The sequence below is a fragment of the Actinomadura soli genome (assembly GCF_005889715.1).
Lineage (GTDB): Bacteria > Actinomycetota > Actinomycetes > Streptosporangiales > Streptosporangiaceae > Spirillospora > Spirillospora soli.
Window position 1 is genome coordinate 1 of the sequence record NZ_VCKW01000160.1, and the last position, 19950, is coordinate 19950.

The window sequence follows — 19950 nt, forward strand, 5'->3', positions numbered from 1 at the left end:
CCCCAGTTACATGAGCGGGGACGGGTAGCACCTATTTCCCCCGAGTGGTGCTTAGCCCATGAAACACCATTGCCCGTCGCGCTGTCCACTCAATCCGGCGCCCGCGTGTCCGCCACCCTGGTCCGCGATAACTGGACGCGGACAAACCGGGAGCTAGCCAACAAGACGCCTCACAAAATCTCTTCATTGGCTTGCGAAAATGTCTTAGCCCTTGTAACTTGGCACGTGTCCAGCCCGGCCAGAGGCCAACCAGATGGCCACGCTGAAATGCCGAGGACGGGCTGGGCTCTTCACCGGCACTCACTCCCCAGTGGCCGCCGGTGGACGGCCAAGGGGCCCTCACCTCCCAGGTGGGGGCCCCTTTCACGTCCGGAACAGGACCCCGCCCCGCCCGTCACCAGGCAGGATTTACACCCTGTCATGGAAAAGACCGATGCCTTTCCATACTGCGCATGGCCGGAGGGTGGCTCCGGACACCAGGCTGGAGGAGTACAGCCTGGTCAGCGTTGACGGAGGAGCTCCCGTGAAGATCGGCGTCCCGCGCGAGGTCAAGAACCATGAGTACCGCGTGGCCATCACCCCGGCGGGGGTCCACGAACTGACCCGCCACGGCCACGAGGTGTTCGTCGAGCGGAACGCGGGGCTCGGCTCCGCCATCCCCGACGACGACTACGTCGGCGCGGGCGCCAAGGTCCTGGACGGCCCGGACGAGGTGTGGGCCGAGGGCGACCTGATCCTCAAGGTCAAGGAGCCGATCGAGCCCGAGTACCACCGGATGCGCGAAGGCCAGGTCCTGTTCACCTACCTGCACCTGGCGGCGTCCCGCGCGTGCACGGACGCGCTGCTGTCGGCGGGCGTCACCGCGATCGCGTACGAGACCGTCCAGCTCCCCGACCGCTCCCTGCCGCTGCTGGCCCCCATGTCGGAGGTCGCCGGGCGCCTCGCCCCGCAGGTCGGCGCCTACCACCTGATGGCGTCCAACGGGGGCCGCGGCGTCCTGCCCGGCGGCGTGCCCGGCGTGGCGGCGGCCCGGGTCGTCGTCATCGGCGGCGGCGTGTCCGGGCTCAACGCGGCGCAGATCGCGGTCGGCATGGGCGCGGACGTGACCGTCCTGGACGTCAACGTCGACCGCCTCCGCCACATCGACGCCATCTACCAGGGCCGCCTGCGCACCCTGGTGTCGAGCGTGTACACCGTCGAGCAGGAGGCCCGCGCCGCCGACCTCGTCATCGGCGCCGTGCTGATCCCCGGCGCCAAGGCCCCCAAGCTCATCTCCAACGAGCTGGTCGCGCGCATGAAGGCCGGCTCGGTGCTCGTCGACATCGCCATCGACCAGGGCGGCTGCTTCGAGGACTCCCGTCCGACGACGCACGCCGACCCCACCTACCGGGTGCACGAGTCAACGTTCTACTGCGTCGCCAACATGCCCGGGGCCGTGCCGAACACGTCCACGTACGCGCTGACCGGCGTCACGCTCCCCTACGCCCTCCAGATCGCCGAGAAGGGCTGGCGGCGCGCCCTGGAGTCCAACGCCGCCCTCGCCCGCGGCCTCAACACCCACGCCGGCGCCCTCGTCTACGACCACGTGGCCGAGGCGCACAACCTGCCCTACACCCCCCTCAGCTCGGTCCTGGACTGAGCCGTGCACATCGCCTGGCCGGGTAGACCCTCCCCATGGGTGAGCTGATCCTGCTGCGGCACGGGGAGACCGAGTGGAGCCGGACGCGGCGGCACACCGGGCGGACGGACGTGCCGCTGACCGCGCGGGGCGAGGAGCAGGCGCGGGCGCTGCGCGGGGCGCTCGGCGGGCGGCGCATCGCGCGGACGGTCGCCAGCCCGGCGGAGCGGGCGCGGCGGACCGCGGAGCTGGCCGGCCTGCCGGTGGACGACGTGGACCCCGACCTGTGGGAATGGGACTACGGCGGCTACGAGGGGATCACCTCGGCGGCGATCCGGGCGGACCGGCCCGGCTGGTTCCTGTGGGACGACGGCGTCATCCCCGGCGATGCCGGGCATCCGGGCGAGAGCGTCGAGCAGGTCGGGAAGCGCGCGGACGCGGTCCTGGCGCGGGTGCGGCCGATTCTGGACGCCGACGGCGACGGCGATAGCGACGGCGGCGGGGATGTCGCGCTCGTCGCGCACGGGCACGTCCTGCGGGTGCTGACGGCGCGGTGGCTCGACCTGGAGCCGGCGCGCGGACGGTCGTTCGCGCTGGAGACCGGGACGGTGTCCACGCTGGGCGCCGAGCACGGCCGTCCGGTGATCACCGCGTGGAACGTCCCGGCTGCTCCCTAGCCCGCGCCAGCGCATAAAGTACCCATAGGGGGACGTCCCCCCGAGGGGTATCCGGGCGTGCGCCCCCGACGGATTGCGAGGACGGAGATGGCGACCAGCGAGACCCCCACCCGCGGGTACACGGCCACCAAGGACCAGCTGCAGACCCGGCTGGCCAGGATCGAGGGCCAGGTGCGCGGCATCGACCGGATGGTCGAGGAGGACCGCTACTGCATCGACATCCTCACCCAGATCAGCGCCGTCCAGGCCGCGCTGGACAAGGTGGCGCTCGGCCTGCTGGACGGGCACGTGCGGCACTGCGTGGCCGAGGGCGCCGAGGAGGGCAAGGGCGAGGCGATGTCGACCGAGCTGATGGCGGCGGTGGGCCGCCTCATGCGCCGCGGCTGACGCTCACCCGCCCCCGTCGCCCGGCCCGGTCTCGTCGCCTGGTCCGGCGTCTGGCCCGGCGTCTGGCCCGGTGTCTGGCCCGGTGTCTGGCCCGGTTTCAGCGCGGGGCCCGTGGCACCAATGGCCGGGGCCGTGTCCAGGGCCCGGCCCGGGTTCGTGCAGCCCGGTGCTCTCCATGCTCTCGACGAGGATCCGCCACCCCCGCAGGAAGTGCGCCCGCTCGACCGGGGTGAGCGCCTCCAGCGTCATCCGCAGCGGGCGGAGCCGGCGCCAGGCGAACCGCTCGATCATCTCCCGGTGCGCCTCCCCCAGGCTGACGATCACGCGCCGCCGGTCCCCTTCGTCCGGGCGCCGCTCGACGAAGCCGCCGCGCTGCAGCTCCCCGACGAGCTGGCTGACCGTGGCGGGGCTGAGCGCCATGTGCCCGGCGAGGACGCCCACCGGAGCCGGTCCGTTCAGGACGAGCGACATCAGCACGGGCACGTGGCGCGGACCGAGCCCGGCCCTCTGCACGTGCGCGATGAGCTCGTGCGCGTCCTCGTGCCCGCCCGGCCCCTTCATGCCGCGGATGACCCGCCCCATGAGCTGGATCATCGCCTCCACATCGGCGTCGATCGACCTGCCTGCGGGTCCTGAATCCTCCGACATACCTTGAAGTTCAACATATTTCGTGATCCACTGCCAACAAACATATTGAACTTCAAGATGTTTCGCTCGTCGACCATCGGGGACCCGGGGACGGCCCGGGCACGCACGCGAAGGGGCCGATCATGGCCGAAAGCCAGTTCACGAAGGCGGCGCCGCCGGGCGCCACCGCCCGGAACGAGGGGCTCGACCGGCAGACCATTCTGCTCGGACTGGTGATCGTGTCCGGCGCCGTGATGGCGATCCTGGACACCACGATCGTCAACGTCGCGCTCGACACGCTCGGCCGCGACTTCGACACCGGCCTGTCGACCATCCAGTGGGTCGTCACCGGCTACCTGCTGGCCATGGGCACGGTCATCCCGCTCACCGGCTGGGCCGTCGACCGCTTCGGCGGGCGCCGGGTGTGGATGACGTCGATCACGCTGTTCGTGATCGGGTCCGGGCTGTCCGGCGCGGCCTGGAACATCGAGTCGCTGATCTTCTTCCGGGTGCTGCAGGGGCTCGGCGGCGGCATGCTCATGCCGACCGGCATGGCGATCCTGACGATGGCGGCCGGGGCGCACCGGATGGGCCGGATCATGAGCATCATCGGCGTCCCGATGCTGCTCGGGCCCGTCCTCGGGCCGGTGCTCGGCGGCTGGCTGGTCGAGGACGTCGACTGGCGCTGGATCTTCTTCGTGAACCTGCCGGTCGGCGCGGCCGCCCTGGCGCTGGCGTGGTGGCGGGTCCCGGCCGGCCCGGCGGAGCACACCTCCCCGGCGCTCGACTGGCGCGGGCTGATCCTGCTGCCGCCCGGGTTCGTGCTGCTGATCTACGGCCTGTCGACGGCGAGCAGCCACGGCGGGTTCGGCGACCCGTCCACGATCGCCTGGCTGGTCGGCGGCGTGGTCCTGGTGGGCCTGTTCGCGCTGCACAGCCTGCGGTACCGGGAGCGCGCCCTGATCGACGTGCGGCTGTTCACCGACCGGACGTTCGCGGTGGCGGCCGGCGCCGTGTTCTTCGTCGGCGTCGCGCTGATGGCCTCGATGCTGCTGATCCCGCTGTACTACCAGACCGCGCGCGGCGAGGGCGCCCTCACCGCGGGCCTGCTGCTGGCCCCGCAGGGCCTCGGCGCCGCGACCGCGATGCCGATCGGCGGCGTGATCACCGACAGGTTCGGCGCGGGACGGATCGTCCCCGCCGGCATCGTGCTGCTCGTGGCCGGGACCATCCCGTTCGCGCTCGTCGAGGCGGACACGTCCTACTGGCTGCTCGGTGCCACCCTCTACGTGCGGGGCCTCGGGTTCGGCTTCACCATGATGCCGACGATGTCGTCGGCGCTGACGACGCTGCGCAGGGCGGCGGTCTCGCGGGCCAGCAGCACGCTGAACATCCTCCTCCAGCTCGGCGGCGCGGTCGGGACGGCGCTGCTGGCGGTCATCCTGTCCCGGCAGATCAGCGACCGGATCCCGCAGGCGTCCGGCGACGGCGGCGCGGGCGGCGCGGGCGGCATGGGCCAGATCCCCGACCGGGTCCGCGAGCAGATCGCGCCGAAGCTGGCGGACGCGTTCGGGTACACGTTCTGGGTCGCGATCGCCCTGACCGCGGTGCTGATCGTCCCGGCGCTGATGCTGCCCCGCCATGGCGCGCGCGAGAACGCCGACCCGGACGCGCTGGACCAGCCGATCGCATAACGCCGGGCCAGCGGTTCAGGACGCGATGGACAGGCCGGGCCGGGCCGCCTCGTGCTCGCGCGTGAGGCGCCTGGCCCGCCGGGCGTCCGGGGTGTAGCGGAACCGCTCCGGGACGGCGCGCGTGGTCCGGTAGAGGCCCTTGAGCGTCAGCGTGGCCGCCAGGTCGGACGTCGGCAGGCCCGGCAGCCCGTACATGCGGCGGGCCCAGCGCGGCAGCGTCGCGACGACCAGCATCCCGATGCCGGGCGCGGCGAGCTTCAGCGGCAGCAGGTGCCGGGGGACGGCGGGGCTGAACATGCGGCGCAGCCCGTCGCGGGCCTCGCGGCACGCCCAGATCCGGCGCCGCATGTCCGCGTAGTAGTCCTCCATCTCGGCGACGGAGCCGGGCACGTCCGCCGGGTCGAGGCCGACGACGGCGGCGGCGCGGCGCTGCTCGTCCACGAACGCGTCGGCGTCCGCGCGGGTCAGCGGCACCCCGGCGCGGCGCGCCACGTCCAGGTAGGAGTCGACCTCGCCCAGGTGGACCCAGAGGAGGTTCTCGGGGTCGTCCACCCGGAACGTCTCGCCGGTGCCCAGGTCGAGCCCGGTCAGCTTGGAGTGCAGCTTGCGGACCCGGCGGCCCACCCGCTCGACCTCGTCCTCCGTCCCGTAGGTGCGGACGCGGACGAACTCGACCGTCCGGCCGAGCCGCTCCCAGGCGGTGGACGGGTCCATGAGCTCGGAGTTCTGCGCGGTCCCCCACATGGTCCGCGGATGCAGGGCCTGCAGGAGCAGCGCCCTGATCCCGCCGACCATCAGGACGGGCTCGCCCATGACGCGCCAGGTCACCGAGCCGGGCCCGAACAGCCCATGGTCCTCGCCCGCCCCGCCCGCCTCGCGCGGGCCCGGTTCGTCGTGCACGCCGACCGCCTTCCGCCGCCGCGGCCCGCCGGCGGCGTCCGCGCCGCGCCGGCCGCGGCGACCACCACAGTAACCGATGACTTACCCAATCACGGCGCGGGCCACACGATCAATCCCCGCCCTGGGGACGCCCCGGCTCGTGCGTCAGTCGGCCTCGTCCTCGACCGCTTCGTCGCGCTCGCCGGGCTCGGTCTGCTCGGTGATCCAGGCGAGGTAGTCCATGCTCCCGGCGACGACCGGCGTCGCGATGATCTCCGGGCTGTCGTAGGAGTGCACCTCGGTGATCAGCGAGGCCAGCTCGTCGAACCGGTCGGCGGACGTCTTGAACAGCACCATCCACTCCTCCGCCGACTCGATCTCGCCCTCCCACCAGTAGGTGCTGGCGATCGGGCCGACGAGCTGCGCGCACGCCGCGAGCCGCTCCGCGACCGCGGTCCTGGCCAGCTCGGCCGCCTCGGCACGGGAGTCGGTCGCGGTCGTCACCTGCACGTAAGCGTGGGCCATGGCACGACTCCTTCCCCCCTTGACCGCGGGACACGCCCGCGCTGAGCCGCCCGCCCCAGCACCCGCTACCGCACCGGCCGGACGACCATGGCGCTGCCGCCGCCCCGCCGCACCGGCTCCGCGACCGCCTGGACGAGCCCGGGCCGCAGGATCTCCAGCCCCGTCGCGGCGCCGATCACGCCCGCCGGCGGGCCGGGGAACACCTCCAGCCGGTGCCCGCGCGCGGCGAGGTCCCGCCCGTACCAGTCGATGAAGATCTGCTCGGCGAAGACCTGCGGGGTGTTGCGCTGCGTCGCGCGCGGGAAGCTCAGCGCGGTGGGCAGGTCCATGCCGAGGTCGACGCGGTTCATCAGAATCTGCAGGACGGTCGTGATGATGGTCGATCCGCCGGGCGTGCCGAGAGCCAGCTTCGGCTGCCCGTCCTTGAGGACGAGCGTCGGCGCCATGCTGCTGCGCGGGCGCTTGCGCGGGCCCGGCGCGTTCGGGTCGGCCGGGCCGCCGGGCGGGGGCGGCTGGAGGGAGAAGTCGGTCAGCTCGTTGTTGAGGAGGAACCCGCGTCCGGGGACGGTGAGCGCGCTGCCGCCGAACTGCTCGATCGAGATCGTGTAGGCGACGACGTTGCCCCACCTGTCGGCGACGTTGAGATGGGTGGTCTGCGGACCCTCGAACGCCAGCGCCCGGGTCTGCGTTCCGGGCGGGACGCACGGCTCGTAGGAACCGTCCGGCGAACCGGGCGGGACGGGCGCGGCGGCGGCCTCGTCCGGCTTGATCAGGCAGGCGCGCTCGCGGGCGAACCCGGACGACAGGATCTCCTCCAGCGGCACGTCCACCTTGTCGGCGTCGCCCAGGTAGCGGCCGCGGTCGGCGTAGGCGAGCTTGGACGCCTCCAGGTAGTAGTGCAGGGCCGTCGCCGGGTCGCGCCCGTCGAGCCGGAAGTTGCTGAGAATGCTCAGCGCCTCCCCGACCGTCGACCCGCCGGACGACGACGGAGGCATCCCGTACACGTCCGCCCCCCGGTAGGCGACGTGGGTGGCCTTGCGCATCAGCGCCCGGTAGCCGGCCAGGTCGCGGGACTCCATCAGGCCGGGACGGACGATGCGGGTGGCGGCGTGGTCCACCGGCGGCTTGGCGACCGTCCGCACGATCTCCTCGGCGAGCCGCCCCTCGTAGAACCACTTCGTGCCGCGTTTCGCCAGCTCGCGGTAGGTGTCGGCGAGGTCGGGGTTGCGGAATCTCGAGCCGACCTCCGGCAGCCTCCCGTCCGGCAGGAACAGCTCCCGGGTCGGGACGATGTCGCGGAAGCGGGCCTCGTTCACCGCGGTCTGGTCGCGGAACTCCTGGTCGACGACGAACCCGCGGTCGGCGAGCCTGATGGCGGGGCGCAGCAGGTCGTCCAGGTCGCGGGAGCCGAAGCGGCGCAGCGCGAGGTCCCACTGCGCGAAGGTGCCGGGCACGCCGACGCCGAGGCCGCTGGTCACGGCCTGGTCGAACGGGAGCGCCTTGCCGGTGGCGGGGTCGACGAAGCTGTCCGCCCTCATCCGGCCCGGCGCGAACTCGCGGCCGTCGATCGCGTGGACGCGGCGGCTCTTCGCGTCGTAGTAGGTCATGTATCCGCCGCCGCCGATCGCCGCGACGAACGGCTCGGTGACGCCGAGCGCGGCCCCGGCCGCGACGGCCGCGTCCATCGCGTTGCCGCCGTCCTTCAGCACGTCGAGCGCGGCCCGGCTGGCCTCGGTGTCGACCGTCGACACCGCGCCCCCGTAGCCCGTCGCGACCGGCTGCTTGACCAGAGGTTTCGGCGGTCCGGGCGCCGGGGCGGACGCGAGGGTCCGGGCGATGGCGGGCACGGCGGGGGCCGTCAGGGACGCGGCGGCGGCGACCGCGGCCACGAGGACGGCCGTGCGGCGCGGCCTCCGCGAGCCGGCCGGAGCGGTCGATCCGGTCGATCCGGTCGGTGCCGTCGAGGACGATGGGGAGCGGAACATCGGGCCTCCAGATGAACGCGGCGCCCCTACCGTGTCACCGATCTTCGTCCGATGCCACCGTCCGCTCCGGCCGGCCCCGGACGCCCGGCGCGCACCCGCCCTGCGGCGGGATCCCGGGCCCGCACACAAAGATCATAAAGCGCTTTCCGGGGAACGATTCGGCGATTTTCCGCCGGGCCGGTCCTCCGAAACTCCCGCGAGTGTCAGCCCAGCGTGAGGGGGAGGCTGCACCACGTCGTCGACCTGCCGGTTTGGCAGGATCCGACAACGCCCGGATGACACCGATCCCAGGGAAAACGTTGCGATTATGCTCATACCTGGTGAATTCTTAGGGACTTCGACAAGCCGTCATCTCGCGAACAGCGGCGCGGGTTCAGGCCTGGGGGGACACCTATGACCTGGGACATGCGCATGCGCAACAACATGTTCCGGCGCCTGCCGGTAGAGCAGGCGACCGGCCGGCTCTACGGAGGCCGGCACCGGCTCCGCGTGGTCTACCGGACCCGCGACCTCGTCGTGCTCGGACTCGGCGTGATGATCGGCTCCGGCATCTTCAAGATCGCCGGTGAGCAGGCCACCGCGACCGCCGGACCCGGCGTGCTCGTGTCGTTCCTCATCGCCGGCGGCGTGTGCCTGCTGGTCGCGCTCGCCCTCGCCGAACTGTCCTCGATCATCCCCGTCGCGGGCAGCGCGTACTCGTTCAGCTACGTCGCGTTCGGCGAGGTCTGGGCGTGGATCGTCGGCTGGGCGCTGGTGATGGAGCTGCTGCTCGCGACCGCGGTGCTGGCGCGGGTCTGGTCGCTGTACGCCACGCAGGCGCTGGCCGACTTCGACGTGCCCGTCCCCGCGTGGCTCGGCGACCTGATCGGCCAGGAGAAGGGCCCGGACCTGTTCGCGCTCGGCATCCTGCTCCTGGTCATCGGGATGCTGGCCACCGGCAGCCGGCTGAGCCTGAAGACGCTCTGGTTCATGGTGATGGCCAAGGTCATCGTGATCGGACTGGTCATCGCGACCGGCCTGAAGTTCTTCAGCCCCGGCAACCTCACCCCGTTCGTGCCGCCCTCGCAGCCGGCGCCCGAGGGCGACCAGACGATGCTGGACGCCATGCTCGGCGCCCTGGGCGGCGGGACCCCCGAGGTGTTCGGCGTCTGGGGCCTGTTCGCCGCCGCGCCCGCCATCGCGTTCGCCTACATCGGCTTCGACCTGATCGCGACGTCCGCCGAGGAGACCGACGACGCGCCCCGCAAGGTGCCGCGCGGCATCCTCACCGCCCTGATCACCGCCGTCGTGCTGTACGCGGCCGTGGCGGTCGCGCTCGTCGGCATGGTCGGCATGGACGGCTTCGCCAAGCTGAACCCCGACAAGCTGCTCATCGCGGCGGCGTTCGACTCGGTCGGCGCGGGCGCCATGGGCAAGCTCGTCGACGTCGGCGTGGTGCTCGCCCTGACCACCGTCATCCTGGTGCTGGTGATCAGCCTCACCCGGGTGGTGTTCTCGATGTCGCGGGACGGGCTGCTCCCCCGCCCGCTCGCGCACATGAGCCGCCGCTACAAGGTGCCGTCCCGGGCGACCCTGCTGTCGGGCGGCGTCGCGCTGGTGATCTCCCAGACGCTCGACGTGCTCACGCTCGAACAGCTCGTCGTGATCGGGACGCTGTTCGCGTTCCTGTTCGTCCCGGCGGCGGTGGTGGCGCTGCGCCACACCCGGCCCGACCTGCACCGCCCGTTCCGCGTGCCGCTCGCCCCGGTCACCGCCGTGGTGACGGTCGTCGCGGTCGGCTGGCTGATGCTGAACCTGAAGGTCCAGACGTGGGCCTACTTCGGGATCTGGATGGTCGTCGGCCTGCTGCTGTACCTGGCGTACGGGCGCCGGAAGAGCCAGATGAAGCTCCTGCTGGACGAGCCGCCGCCTGAGCGTCCGGCCGCCGCCCGGCTGACCGCGCCGCCTCCGGGCGTCCCCATGCTCCCCGCTCCGCCGCCTCCGGGGGCCGGGCAGGTCTCGCCGTACCCGCCAGGTGGCGGCCGGGCTGGGGCGCCGACGGGCGAGTACCCGGGCCAGCAAACGTCCGGGGGGTGGCCGAGCGAGCAGCGTCCTGGCCCGCCCGAGAGCCCCTACCCGACCGGACGGTACTCGTCGGGACGGCACTCGACCGGCCAATTCTCCTGGGAGTCCGACGCCGATCCGCAGGAGTCGCCCCCTCCGTACACGCCGGGGTCGGGCGCGTCCGGCGGCTACGAGAACCGCGACACGCGCGACACGTCCACCGACCTGTTCGGCGGCAGCAACCCGTTCGCCTCCGGCGAGTACCCGGCCGGGCCCTACGACTCCGGCGCCCACCCGTCGGGCTCGTCAAGTTCGTCAGGACCGTACGACTCGGGGCCCTACGACTCCGGGAGGTCCGACTCCGGGCCCTACCCGTCCGGGCCGTACAGTTCCGGTCCTTACAGCTCCGACCCGTACGACGCCGATCCCTACGGTTCCGGCCCCTACCAGCAGGATCGCCGCGAGAGCGGACGTCCGCGCGACGGGGAGCACGACGAGCCCCCGCCCCACGGCGGTCGCCACCGCCGCTGAACCGGCGACCACTGAGGCTGAAACCCGAAAAGTCGGTTTTGTAAGGTTCTGCCGAACGCAGCGGGCGCCGCTCCCCCACCGGGAGCGGCGCCCGCGCCGCGTCTCCGGACGGCACGCACTGGACACCGGCCCACGTCCGGGTTATGTTGTACTCATCCTGAGATGAACTCAATATGAGACTTACTCAGTGAGAGATCGACACCATCGAGATCGACAGGGAGGGGCGCGGGATGACTCCGGATCCCAGGCGCGACGAGAGCGAGTTCCTCGCGAACTACGACCCGCGCGACTACGACCCGGTCTCCGTGACGGTGGACGTGGTCGCCCTCACCATCCGCGACGGCGCGCTGCACGTGCTGCTGGTACGGCGCGGGAACGCACCGTACGCCGGGATGTGGGCGCTGCCCGGCGGGTTCGTCCAGGCGGGCGGCCCGCTCCAGGGCACCGAGGCCGAGGACCTGCCGGACGCCGCCGTCCGCGAGCTCGCCGAGGAGACCGGGCTCAGCGCCAAGGGCGGCGTGCTCGGGCGCATGCACCTGGAGCAGCTCGGCACCTACGGCTCGCCCGGCCGCGACCCGCGGATGCGGGTCATCTCCGTCGCCTACCTGGCGTTCGCGCCGGAACTCCCCGACCCGGAGGCGGGCGGCGACGCGGCCGACGCGGCGTGGGTGCCGGTGGACGCGCTCGGCCTCACCGAGTCCGGCGACCAGCGCCCGGGGACGACCCGCCGGCTGGCGTTCGACCACGCGCGGATCCTGTCGGACGGCCTGGAGCGGGCGCGCGGGAAGCTGGAGTACACCCCGCTCGCGACGGCCTTCTGCGGCGGCGAGTTCACGATCCCGGAGCTGCGCTCGGTGTACGAGGCGGTCTGGGGCGAGGAGCTGCACGCGGGCAACTTCCACCGGAAGGTCCTGTCGGTGCCCGGGTTCGTGGAGAGCACCGGCGAGACGTCCGACCGGGGCGGCCGGCGCGGCGGCCCGAAGCCGCGCCTCTACCGGCCCGGAGACGCCCGCCTGCTGCATCCGGCGCTGCTGCGGCCGTCCCGGGAGGAGGAGATCAGATGAGCGAAGCGAACCGGGGGGTGTGGGGGGCCGGCCCCTCACATGGTGAAGGGATGAATGACCGGGAACTGGACGACGCGCTCGCGCGGCTCGACCGGGTCCGCGTGCCGGCCGATCTGTTCGGGGACGACGAGGCCGAGGCGGCGCGGCGGTATCGGCGGCTGGTCCGGCTCGTCCACCCGGACGCGACCGGCGGCCGCACCCGCGACGCGTTCGTCCGGCTGAACGCGCTGTGGCGCTCCTACACCCGCGCCGACGCGACGCTGATCACGACGCGCCGCCACACCTACCGCCTCGGCGGCCCCGGCGACGGCGACCCGATCGGCGGGGACCTGGCCGAGCTGTACGCGGCGCGCCAGGAGGCCGGCGGGCGCGAGGTGCTGCTGAAGATGCCGCGCGACCCGCGCGACAGCGACCTGCTCGAACGCGAGGCCGTGGCGCTGCGCCAGCTCCCGAAGGACGGCGACGGGAAGTTCCTGCCGTACGTCCCGCGCCTCATCGAGACGTTCCGGCACAAGGACGCGTCGACGGGAGCGCAGCGGCAGGTCAACGCGGTCGCCGCGCTGGACGGCTTCCACACCCTGGCCGAGGCCCGGACGGCGTACCCGGACGGCGTCGACCCGCGCGACGCGGCCTGGATGTGGCGCCGCCTGCTCGTCGGCCTCGGGTTCGCGCACCGCGCGGGCGTCCTGCACGGCGCCGTCCTCCCCGACCACGTGCTGATCCACCCGGAGGAGCACGGGCTCGTCCTGGTCGACTGGTGCTACTCCGTGCCGGGCTGCTACGCGCACGTCGACTCCTCTGGACGCGTCCCCGCGATGGTCGACCGCTACGCCGGCTGGTACCCGCCCGAGGTCCCGGGACGGCAGGCGGCGAGCCCCGCGACCGACCTCTACATGGCCACCCGCTGCATGACCGACCTGATGGGCGACAAGGCCCCGAAGGCGATGCGCTCGTTCGCCCGCGGCTGCCTGCTGCCGGCGCAGAACCGGCGCCCCTCCGACGCCTGGCGCCTGCTGGCCGAGTTCGACGAGCTGCTGGAGCGGCTCTACGGCCCGCGGCGCTTCCGCCCCTTCCACCTGCCCTCCGTCCGCTGAAGGAGACGAACCATGGGAAGCGGATACTGGTCCACCGACGTCTACTCCGCCCGCGCGAGCTACCGCGCGTCCACCGGCGCCAGCGCGTTCGCCTACTCCGACGGCGGCGCCACCGCCGTCCACCCCGACCTCGACCCGCGCGGCGTGACCGTCCGGGAGAGCCGGGACTCCGACGACCACCCCGAATCGCTCGCGATCGGCGTCCTGTTCGACGTGACCGGCTCCATGGGCACCGTGCCGCGGACGCTGCAGACCAAGCTCCCCGACCTGCTCGGGCTGCTGCTGCGCAAGGGGTACGCCGAGCACCCGCACATCCTGTTCGGCGCGGTCGGCGACGCGACCTGCGACCGGGCGCCGCTGCAGATCGGCCAGTTCGAGGCCGACAACCGGATGGACGACGACCTCGGCAAGATCCTCCTTGAGGGCGGGGGCGGCGGCCAGATGCACGAGTCGTACGAGCTGGCCATGTACTTCATGGCCCGGCACACCGCGATCGACTGCTTCGAGAAGCGCGGAAGGCGCGGCTACCTGTTCATGATCGGGGACGAGCTGGCCTACCCGGCGGTCAAGAGGCGCGAGATCGCGAACGTCATCGGCGGCGAGCCGGACGAGGACGTCCCGGTCGCGGAGATCGTCCGGGAGCTGCAGCGGATGTACGACGTGTACTTCATCATCCCGGAGGGCGCCTACCACGCCGGGAGCCGGAAGCTGAAGGACTTCTGGCGCGACCTGCTCGGCCAGAACGTCCTCTACCTGGACGATCTCGACGCGGTCTGCGAGACGATCGCACTGACCGTCGGGCTCGGCGAGGACGCCATCGACCTCGACGAGGGCCTGGAGCACCTGGAGGAGGCCGGTTCGGACGCGGGCGCGTCGGTGTCGCGCGCCCTCGCGCGGCTGGACGCGTCCCGCGCGCCGGTCGCCGTATCGTCCGCGCCGGCCGGGCTGGGCACGCCGGGCCCGTCCAGGACGACCCGGCTCTGACCCATGGGACACGTGATCGTCGTCGACCTCGGCTACGGGGACGCGGGCAAGGGCACGGTCGTCGACCACCTCTGCTCCGCGGGCCCCGCCTCTCTGGGGGGACGACCCCCCAGAGCCCCCGGCGGACAGGGGGTGGCCGCGGTCGTCCGGTTCAACGGCGGCGCGCAGGCGGCGCACAACGTCGTCGCGGACGACGGGCGCCACCACACGTTCGCCCAGTTCGGATCGGGGACGTTCACGCCCGGCGTCCGGACGCACCTGTCCCGGTTCATGCTGGTCGACCCGCTCGCCCTCGCCGCCGAGGCCGACCACCTGCGGGCGCTCGGCGTCGCGGACGCCCTCGACCGGCTGACCGCCGACCGGGACGCGCCGCTCACGACGCCGTACCACCGGGCCGCGAACCGCGCGCGGGAGTCGGCGCGCGGCGCGGCCCGGCACGGGTCGTGCGGCATGGGCATCGGCGAGACGGTGTCCTACGCCCTCGCCCATGCCGACGCCCCCCGCGTCGGTGACTGCCTGTCACCGGCGCGGCTGCGACGCCGCCTGTCGGCGCTGCACGACTGGTACCGCGACGAGTTCCCGTCCGGCGAGGACGTCCCGGACGTCGACGCCTGCGCCGGCGCCTTCAGCGCGTTCGCCGGCCGGGTCGAGATCGTCGGCGCCGATCATCTCCACCGCCTGCTGCGCACCGGGACCGTGGTGTTCGAGGGCGCCCAGGGCGTCCTGCTGGACGAGTGGCACGGCTTCCACCCGTACACGACCTGGTCGACCACCACGTTCGCCAACGCGGAGACGCTGCTGGCGGAGGCGGGCGAGGCGGCCGGGTCCGCGACGCGGCTGGGGGTGCTGCGGGCGTACGCGACCCGCCACGGCCCCGGCCCGTTCGTCACCGAGGACCCGGCGCTCACCGCGGACCTGCCCGACCCGCACAACGTCGCGGGCCGCTGGCAGGGCGCGTTCCGCGTCGGCCATCTCGACGCCGTCGCGCTCCGCTACGCGCTGGACGTGACGGGCGGCGTGGACGGCCTGGCGGTCACGCACCTGGACGTCGCAGGGGCACGTCCAGACCTGCGCGTGTGCCTGGCCTACGACATGGGCCCGGCCAACGGCATGAGCCCGGCCGACGGCATGGGCGGGGAGCGGGTGGCTCGGCTGGGGACGGGGCCGCCCGACCTGGACCGCCAGGCCGCCCTCACCCGCCGCCTGCTGGCGGCCCGTCCCGTCTACGCGCCGCTCGGACGCGCGGAGGAGACGATCGAGGACGTCCTGCGGGCCCCGGTCGTCCTCCGCTCGTACGGCCCGGCCACGTCCGCCAAGGAGACGGCGAAGGGGCTGGCCACCTTCGGACGCCCATTGACGTGAGCCTCCGCTGAGTCCAAGATCGCGCAGAACGGCGCAGATCTTCCGGAGGTGGCGTTGCGACTCCCCCATCGCACCCTGGCGGCCCTGGCGGCCGTCGTCGCGTCCCTCGCCCTCGTCGCCGTTCCGCCGCCCGCCGCGGCGGCCGATCCCGGCGGCGACGGCTGCGACCCGATCGACCCGGCCGCGTGCCTGCTGCCGTTCCCGAGCGACTGGTACACGGTCCGCGACGCCCGCACCCAGACGGGCCGCCGCGTCCACATGGGCGCGACGGTGAAGAACGCGCTCGGCGCGCCGATCTCGCCGGGCGAGTGGAACCGCGCGGACGGCTTCTCCCCCGGTTCGATGCTGCTCAGCCGCGTCCCGGGCGTCGACCTGGCGCGCAGCGGCGCGGCGCCGATCACCGACATCGGCGCGTCGCTGCGCCGCGACGCCCCGATCGTGATCGTGGACACCGCGACCGGGGAACGCTGGCCGTACTGGGCGGAGCTCGACGCGAACGCGCCCGATGACCGGAAGGCGCTGATCGTCCGTCCGGCGCGGAACTTCCGCGAGGGGCACCGCTACGCGGTCGCGCTCCGCAACCTGCGCGACGCGTCCGGGAACCCGATCGAGCCGAACGGCGCGTTCGCGAAGATCCTCGGGCCGCGGCTGCCGGACGGCGATCCGCTCGCCGCGCGGCAGCGGCGGGAGCGCGGGGTCCTCGCGGCGCTCGAACGGCACGGCGTGCGCCGCGACGGCCTGTACCTGGCCTGGGACTTCACCGTCGCGAGCCGCCAGAGCCTGGCCGGGCAGGTGCTCCACATGCGCGATGAGGCGCTCCGCGACCTCGGCCGCCGCTCGCCGTCGTTCACCGTGACGCAGGTGACCGACGACGTCGACGACAAGATCGCCCGCGAGGTCAAGGGGGTCGTCCAGGCGCCGAGCTACCTCGACCTGCCCGGCGGGCCGCCCGGATCGTCCCTGCACCGCGGCCGGGACGGGATGCCCTCCCGGCTGCCGGGCAACACGCAGTCGGTCCCGTTCCAGTGCGAGATCCCGAGGTCGGCGTTCACGAGACCGGCGCGTCCCGCCCTCTACGGGCACGGTCTGCTCGGCAGCGAGGGCGAGGTCGGCGCGGGCAACGTCAAGGCGATGGCCGCCGAGCACGGCTTCATGTTCTGCGCGACCAAATGGATCGGCATGGCGGACGAGGACATTCCGAACGTCGCCGGCGTGCTCACCGACCTCACCCGCTTCGAGACGATCGCCGACCGCCTCCAGCAGGGCCTCCTCGGCTTCACCTTCCTCGGACGCGCGATGACCCGGGGTTTCGCCGGTCACGAGGCGTTCCAGGACCACGCGGGCAGGTCGCTGATCGACCGCCGGGCGGGGCTCGCCTACGACGGGAACAGCCAGGGCGGCATCATGGGCGGCGCGCTCACCGCCGTGTCCCCCGACATCCGCCGCGCGGTCCTCGGCGTCCCGGCGATGAACTACACCACGCTCCTCAACCGCAGCTCCGCCTTCACCCAGTTCGCGCAGCTGCTCGACGCCTTCTACCCCGACAAGCTCGACCAGCAGATCGCGCTCGCGCTGATCCAGATGCTGTGGGACCGCGGCGAGAACAACGGCTACGCCTGGCACATGACGGACGATCCGCTGCCGGGCACGCCGGAGCACCGCGTCCTGATGCACGTCGCGTTCGGCGACCACCAGGTCGCGCCCGTGGCCGCCGAGGTCCAGGCCAGGACGATCGGCGCCCGCGTCCACGCCCCGGTCGTCACGCCGGGACGCAGCCCCGACAAGGTGCCCTACTGGGGCATCCCGGCGTTCGGCTCGTCCCACGCCGGCTCCGCCATGGTCGTCTGGGACAGCGGGTCCCCCGTCCCGCCGCTGACGAACACGCCACCGGCGGAGGGCCGGGACCCGCACTCGGACCCCCGCGGCAATGCCGACGCGCGCCGTCAGAAGGCGGTGTTCCTGACCACCGGGAGGATCGTGGACGTCTGCGGCGGAGGACCCTGCGTCATCACGCCCTGACCCCCACCTGAGATGATCGGAACCATGCTCCAGGTCTGCCCGAACGGAAGACGGACCGAAGGCGTCCCGGTCTCGCCGGAGGAGATCGCCGCCGCGGTCCGCGCCGCCGTCGACGTCGGCGCGCAGGACGCGCACGTCCACCCTAGGAACGGCTCCGGTGCCGAGACCGTCGACCCGGCGCACGTCGCGGCGGCCGTGGCCGCCGTCCGCGAGTCCACCCCCTCGATCCAGGTCGGCGTGACCACCGGCGAGTGGACCGAGCCCGACCCGGTGGAGCGGGCCGCGAAGATCCGCTCTTGGACGGTGCCGCCCGACCACGCCTCGGTGAACTTCCACGAGGACGGCGCCGAGCTGGTCGCCGAGGCGCTCTTCGAACGCGGCGTCGCCATCGAGGCCGGGATCTTCTCCGGCACCGACGGCGCCGAGCGGTTCCTGCGCTGGCCGCACGCCCACCACGTGCTCCGGATCCTCGCCGAGGTCACCGACCCCGACCCGGAGACCGCGACCGGCACGGCGAAGGCGCTCCTGCACGATCTCGGCACCAGGCACGGCCGCCCGGTCCTGCTGCACGGGGAGGAGGGCGGCGCGTGGCCCGTCCTGCGGCTCGCCGTCCGGCTGAACCTGGACGTCCGCATCGGCTTGGAGGACACGCTCGTCCTGCCCGACGGGGCGCCCGCCGCCGACAACGCCGCCCTGATCCAGACGGCCCGCGCCATGCTCCCCGCGTAACCCCGGTCGTCCAGGCCCCTGCCCGCCTTGGCGTCAGGAGCGGGGGTTGTGGCCGGCGTCGGCGTCCATCCGCGCCCAGTCGGCCTCCCACAGCTCGTCGCGGTGGCGGTCACACCGCCGCCGGACAAGAACGTAGGCGAGCAGCAGCGGCGCCCCGCACGCGAGGACGGTGGCGGCGCCCGCGTAGGCGGCGTCGGTCACCGTGCGGCTGTGCGGGCGGGGGCGCACGGTCGGGTCGCCCTCGCGGTCGACCCAGATCGTCCGCTGCGCGCCGGCCTTGGCGTTCTTCCAGCTCGGCAGCGTCCCGACGCGCGGCTTGCCGTCCGCGCCCGGCCAGCTCGCCTGGACGGTCTCGTGGATGTAGCGGTCGCCGGACGTGCCGATGCCGCCCGTCGAGGTGACCGTGGCGACGACCTGGTGGCGGTTCGCCCGCTCGGTGCTCTCGGCGCGGCTGCCCGCGTCGTAGGACCAGGACACGGTCCAGGCGGCCAGCGGCGGCGCCGCCGCGAGCAGCAGCACGAGCAGTCCGAGGGCGACAGCCCGCTGTACGCGGTCGACCCGGCGGCGCAGCTCGTTGCGCTCCAGGCCGAGCCGCCGACGGACCCTGGCGAGCGGCGTGCCTCCGCAGCCGGTGCCAGACCTGCGCATCTGCGTCACCTCCCCGGGGAGTGCCCTCCCGGCAAGAGGCCCTCAGCCATCTTTAGCCGTCTTTTCCCAGGATATTCCCGAGTCCGTCGCTCGGCACCTGACCTGTGGCCGAATCCTTTCCCAGATCCCGCCCGGTATGCCCGTTTGATGGCCAAATTCGGCCAGAATCCCCTTTTCCTGGACGGCCCCGCACCCGGTGCCCGTCCCGCTCCGAGCCGCCCGCCGCCGCGAGCGCGAGGACCGCGCCCAGAACGCACAGTCCGGCCGTGATCCAGAAGATCTCCTGGTACTCGGTGCGCAGCGCGTCGTCCACGGCCGCGTTGTAGATCTTGAGCTGGCGGGCGAACTCGTCCTTCGGCATCAGGAACGGCAGCGGCGGCTTCAGATCGGCCGTCAGCGCGTGGAAGCGATGGAAGCCCCACGCCGACAGCGCGGAGATCCCGAGCAGCATCCCCATCATCCGGGCCACCACCACGGCCGCCGACGCGACCCCGTGCCGCGCCGCCGGGACGAACGCCAGCACCGCCGACGACACCGGCGCGATCACGAGGCCGAGGCCGAGCCCCGTCACGACGAGATCGACGTCCATCCGCGGCAGCGGCCCGTACGAGGCGTCCGCCAGGTCCGCGGGCCACGCCGCGATCAGCAGGTAGCCCACCGCGGCCACCGCCATGCCCGCGGCCATCGGCCACCGCTCCCCCACCCGCCTGGCGATCACTCCTCCGGCCACCGCCGCGATCGGCAGCGCCACGAGGAACCGGGTCAGCAGCAGCGCGCCCTCCGTGGCGTCCTTGTCCAGGACGGTCTGCGCCACCAGGACGACGTCCACCAGCGTCACCATCAGCGCGGCACCCGACAGCAGGCTCACGCCCAGCGTCGCCAGCAGCGGACCGCGCCGCACGCCCGCCAGATCGAGCAGCCTCGTCCGCGCCCTGACCTCCCAGAGCACGAACACCACGAGCACGGCCGCCCCGGCGACGAGCACGGGCGGCCCCCAGGACGGGAGTGCCGACTCCTGCGGCTCGGGGTTGTAGACGCCCACGACCAGCAGCCCCAGCCCCAGCGCCAGCAGCAGCCCGCCCAC

The 19950-nt window shown here is 73.1% G+C and carries 17 protein-coding genes; 11 read left to right on the plus strand and 6 right to left on the minus strand.

What is annotated here, in order from left to right:
* Positions 1-523 precede the first annotated feature (523 nt).
* The 3 genes from ald to ETD83_RS26865 all read left to right on the plus strand — a co-directional run bounded on the left by ald (position 524) and on the right by ETD83_RS26865 (position 2682).
* Positions 524-1639 carry an alanine dehydrogenase gene (gene ald, locus ETD83_RS26855; RefSeq protein WP_138647996.1) on the plus strand — a complete coding sequence of 372 codons (1116 nt, stop codon included), beginning with the start codon at positions 524-526 and terminating at the stop codon, positions 1637-1639.
* Between the two features lie 35 nt (positions 1640-1674).
* A complete protein-coding gene (locus ETD83_RS26860) occupies positions 1675-2295 on the plus strand; it encodes a histidine phosphatase family protein (RefSeq protein WP_138647997.1) in 621 nt (206 codons plus the stop codon).
* A gap of 87 nt (positions 2296-2382) precedes the next feature.
* Complete coding sequence (locus tag ETD83_RS26865; protein WP_089312530.1) at positions 2383-2682, plus strand: metal-sensitive transcriptional regulator; 300 nt, start codon at positions 2383-2385, stop codon at positions 2680-2682.
* A gap of 3 nt (positions 2683-2685) precedes the next feature.
* On the opposite strand, the gene ETD83_RS26870 is transcribed toward ETD83_RS26865, so the two are convergent.
* A complete protein-coding gene (locus ETD83_RS26870; protein WP_230421201.1) occupies positions 2686-3330 on the minus strand; it encodes a MarR family winged helix-turn-helix transcriptional regulator in 645 nt (214 codons plus the stop codon).
* Positions 3331-3452: 122 nt separating this feature from the next.
* Between ETD83_RS26870 and ETD83_RS26875 the strand changes: the two genes are divergently transcribed.
* Positions 3453-5003, plus strand: a complete 1551-nt coding sequence (locus ETD83_RS26875) for an MDR family MFS transporter (protein ID WP_138647998.1) — start codon at positions 3453-3455, stop codon at positions 5001-5003.
* Between the two features lie 15 nt (positions 5004-5018).
* Here ETD83_RS26875 and ETD83_RS26880 read toward each other — a convergent pair whose 3' ends face one another.
* The 3 genes from ETD83_RS26880 to ggt all read right to left on the minus strand — a co-directional run bounded on the left by ETD83_RS26880 (position 5019) and on the right by ggt (position 8392).
* Positions 5019-5903 (minus strand): oxygenase MpaB family protein, encoded by an 885-nt coding sequence (locus tag ETD83_RS26880; protein WP_230421202.1) that lies wholly within the window; start codon positions 5901-5903, stop codon positions 5019-5021.
* Positions 5904-6047: 144 nt separating this feature from the next.
* On the minus strand, positions 6048-6407 hold the full coding sequence (cutA, locus tag ETD83_RS26885; RefSeq protein ID WP_138647999.1) for a divalent-cation tolerance protein CutA: 360 nt from the start codon (positions 6405-6407) through the stop codon (positions 6048-6050).
* A gap of 65 nt (positions 6408-6472) precedes the next feature.
* Complete coding sequence (gene ggt / locus ETD83_RS26890) at positions 6473-8392, minus strand: gamma-glutamyltransferase (RefSeq protein WP_138648000.1); 1920 nt, start codon at positions 8390-8392, stop codon at positions 6473-6475.
* A 405-nt stretch (positions 8393-8797) separates the two neighbouring features.
* On the opposite strand from ggt, the gene ETD83_RS45490 reads away from it, so the two are divergent.
* The 7 genes from ETD83_RS45490 (at position 8798) to ETD83_RS26925 (ending at position 18218) form a co-directional block, all read left to right on the plus strand.
* Positions 8798-10966 (plus strand): APC family permease, encoded by a 2169-nt coding sequence (locus tag ETD83_RS45490; protein ID WP_268920501.1) that lies wholly within the window; start codon positions 8798-8800, stop codon positions 10964-10966.
* 230 nt (positions 10967-11196) lie between these two features.
* Positions 11197-12030, plus strand: coding sequence for an NUDIX hydrolase (locus ETD83_RS26900; RefSeq protein ID WP_138648001.1), 834 nt, complete (start codon positions 11197-11199; stop codon positions 12028-12030).
* A 50-nt stretch (positions 12031-12080) separates the two neighbouring features.
* Complete coding sequence (locus ETD83_RS26905; protein ID WP_138648002.1) at positions 12081-13124, plus strand: serine/threonine-protein kinase; 1044 nt, start codon at positions 12081-12083, stop codon at positions 13122-13124.
* A 12-nt stretch (positions 13125-13136) separates the two neighbouring features.
* On the plus strand, positions 13137-14108 hold the full coding sequence (locus ETD83_RS26910; protein WP_138648003.1) for a hypothetical protein: 972 nt from the start codon (positions 13137-13139) through the stop codon (positions 14106-14108).
* A gap of 3 nt (positions 14109-14111) precedes the next feature.
* Positions 14112-15470: an adenylosuccinate synthetase gene (locus ETD83_RS26915; protein ID WP_138648004.1), complete on the plus strand. Its 1359-nt coding sequence runs from the start codon at positions 14112-14114 to the stop codon at positions 15468-15470.
* Between the two features lie 48 nt (positions 15471-15518).
* Positions 15519-17489 carry a hypothetical protein gene (locus ETD83_RS26920; RefSeq protein WP_407921525.1) on the plus strand — a complete coding sequence of 657 codons (1971 nt, stop codon included), beginning with the start codon at positions 15519-15521 and terminating at the stop codon, positions 17487-17489.
* Positions 17490-17513: 24 nt separating this feature from the next.
* Positions 17514-18218 (plus strand): 3-keto-5-aminohexanoate cleavage protein, encoded by a 705-nt coding sequence (locus tag ETD83_RS26925; RefSeq protein ID WP_138648005.1) that lies wholly within the window; start codon positions 17514-17516, stop codon positions 18216-18218.
* Positions 18219-18251: 33 nt separating this feature from the next.
* Here the strand turns inward: ETD83_RS26925 and ETD83_RS26930 are convergent, their stop codons facing one another.
* Positions 18252-18866: an Rv1733c family protein gene (locus ETD83_RS26930; RefSeq protein WP_138648006.1), complete on the minus strand. Its 615-nt coding sequence runs from the start codon at positions 18864-18866 to the stop codon at positions 18252-18254.
* Between the two features lie 52 nt (positions 18867-18918).
* The coding region (locus ETD83_RS26935) for an MFS transporter (protein ID WP_138648007.1) at positions 18919-19950 on the minus strand (1032 nt) is incomplete at its 5' end.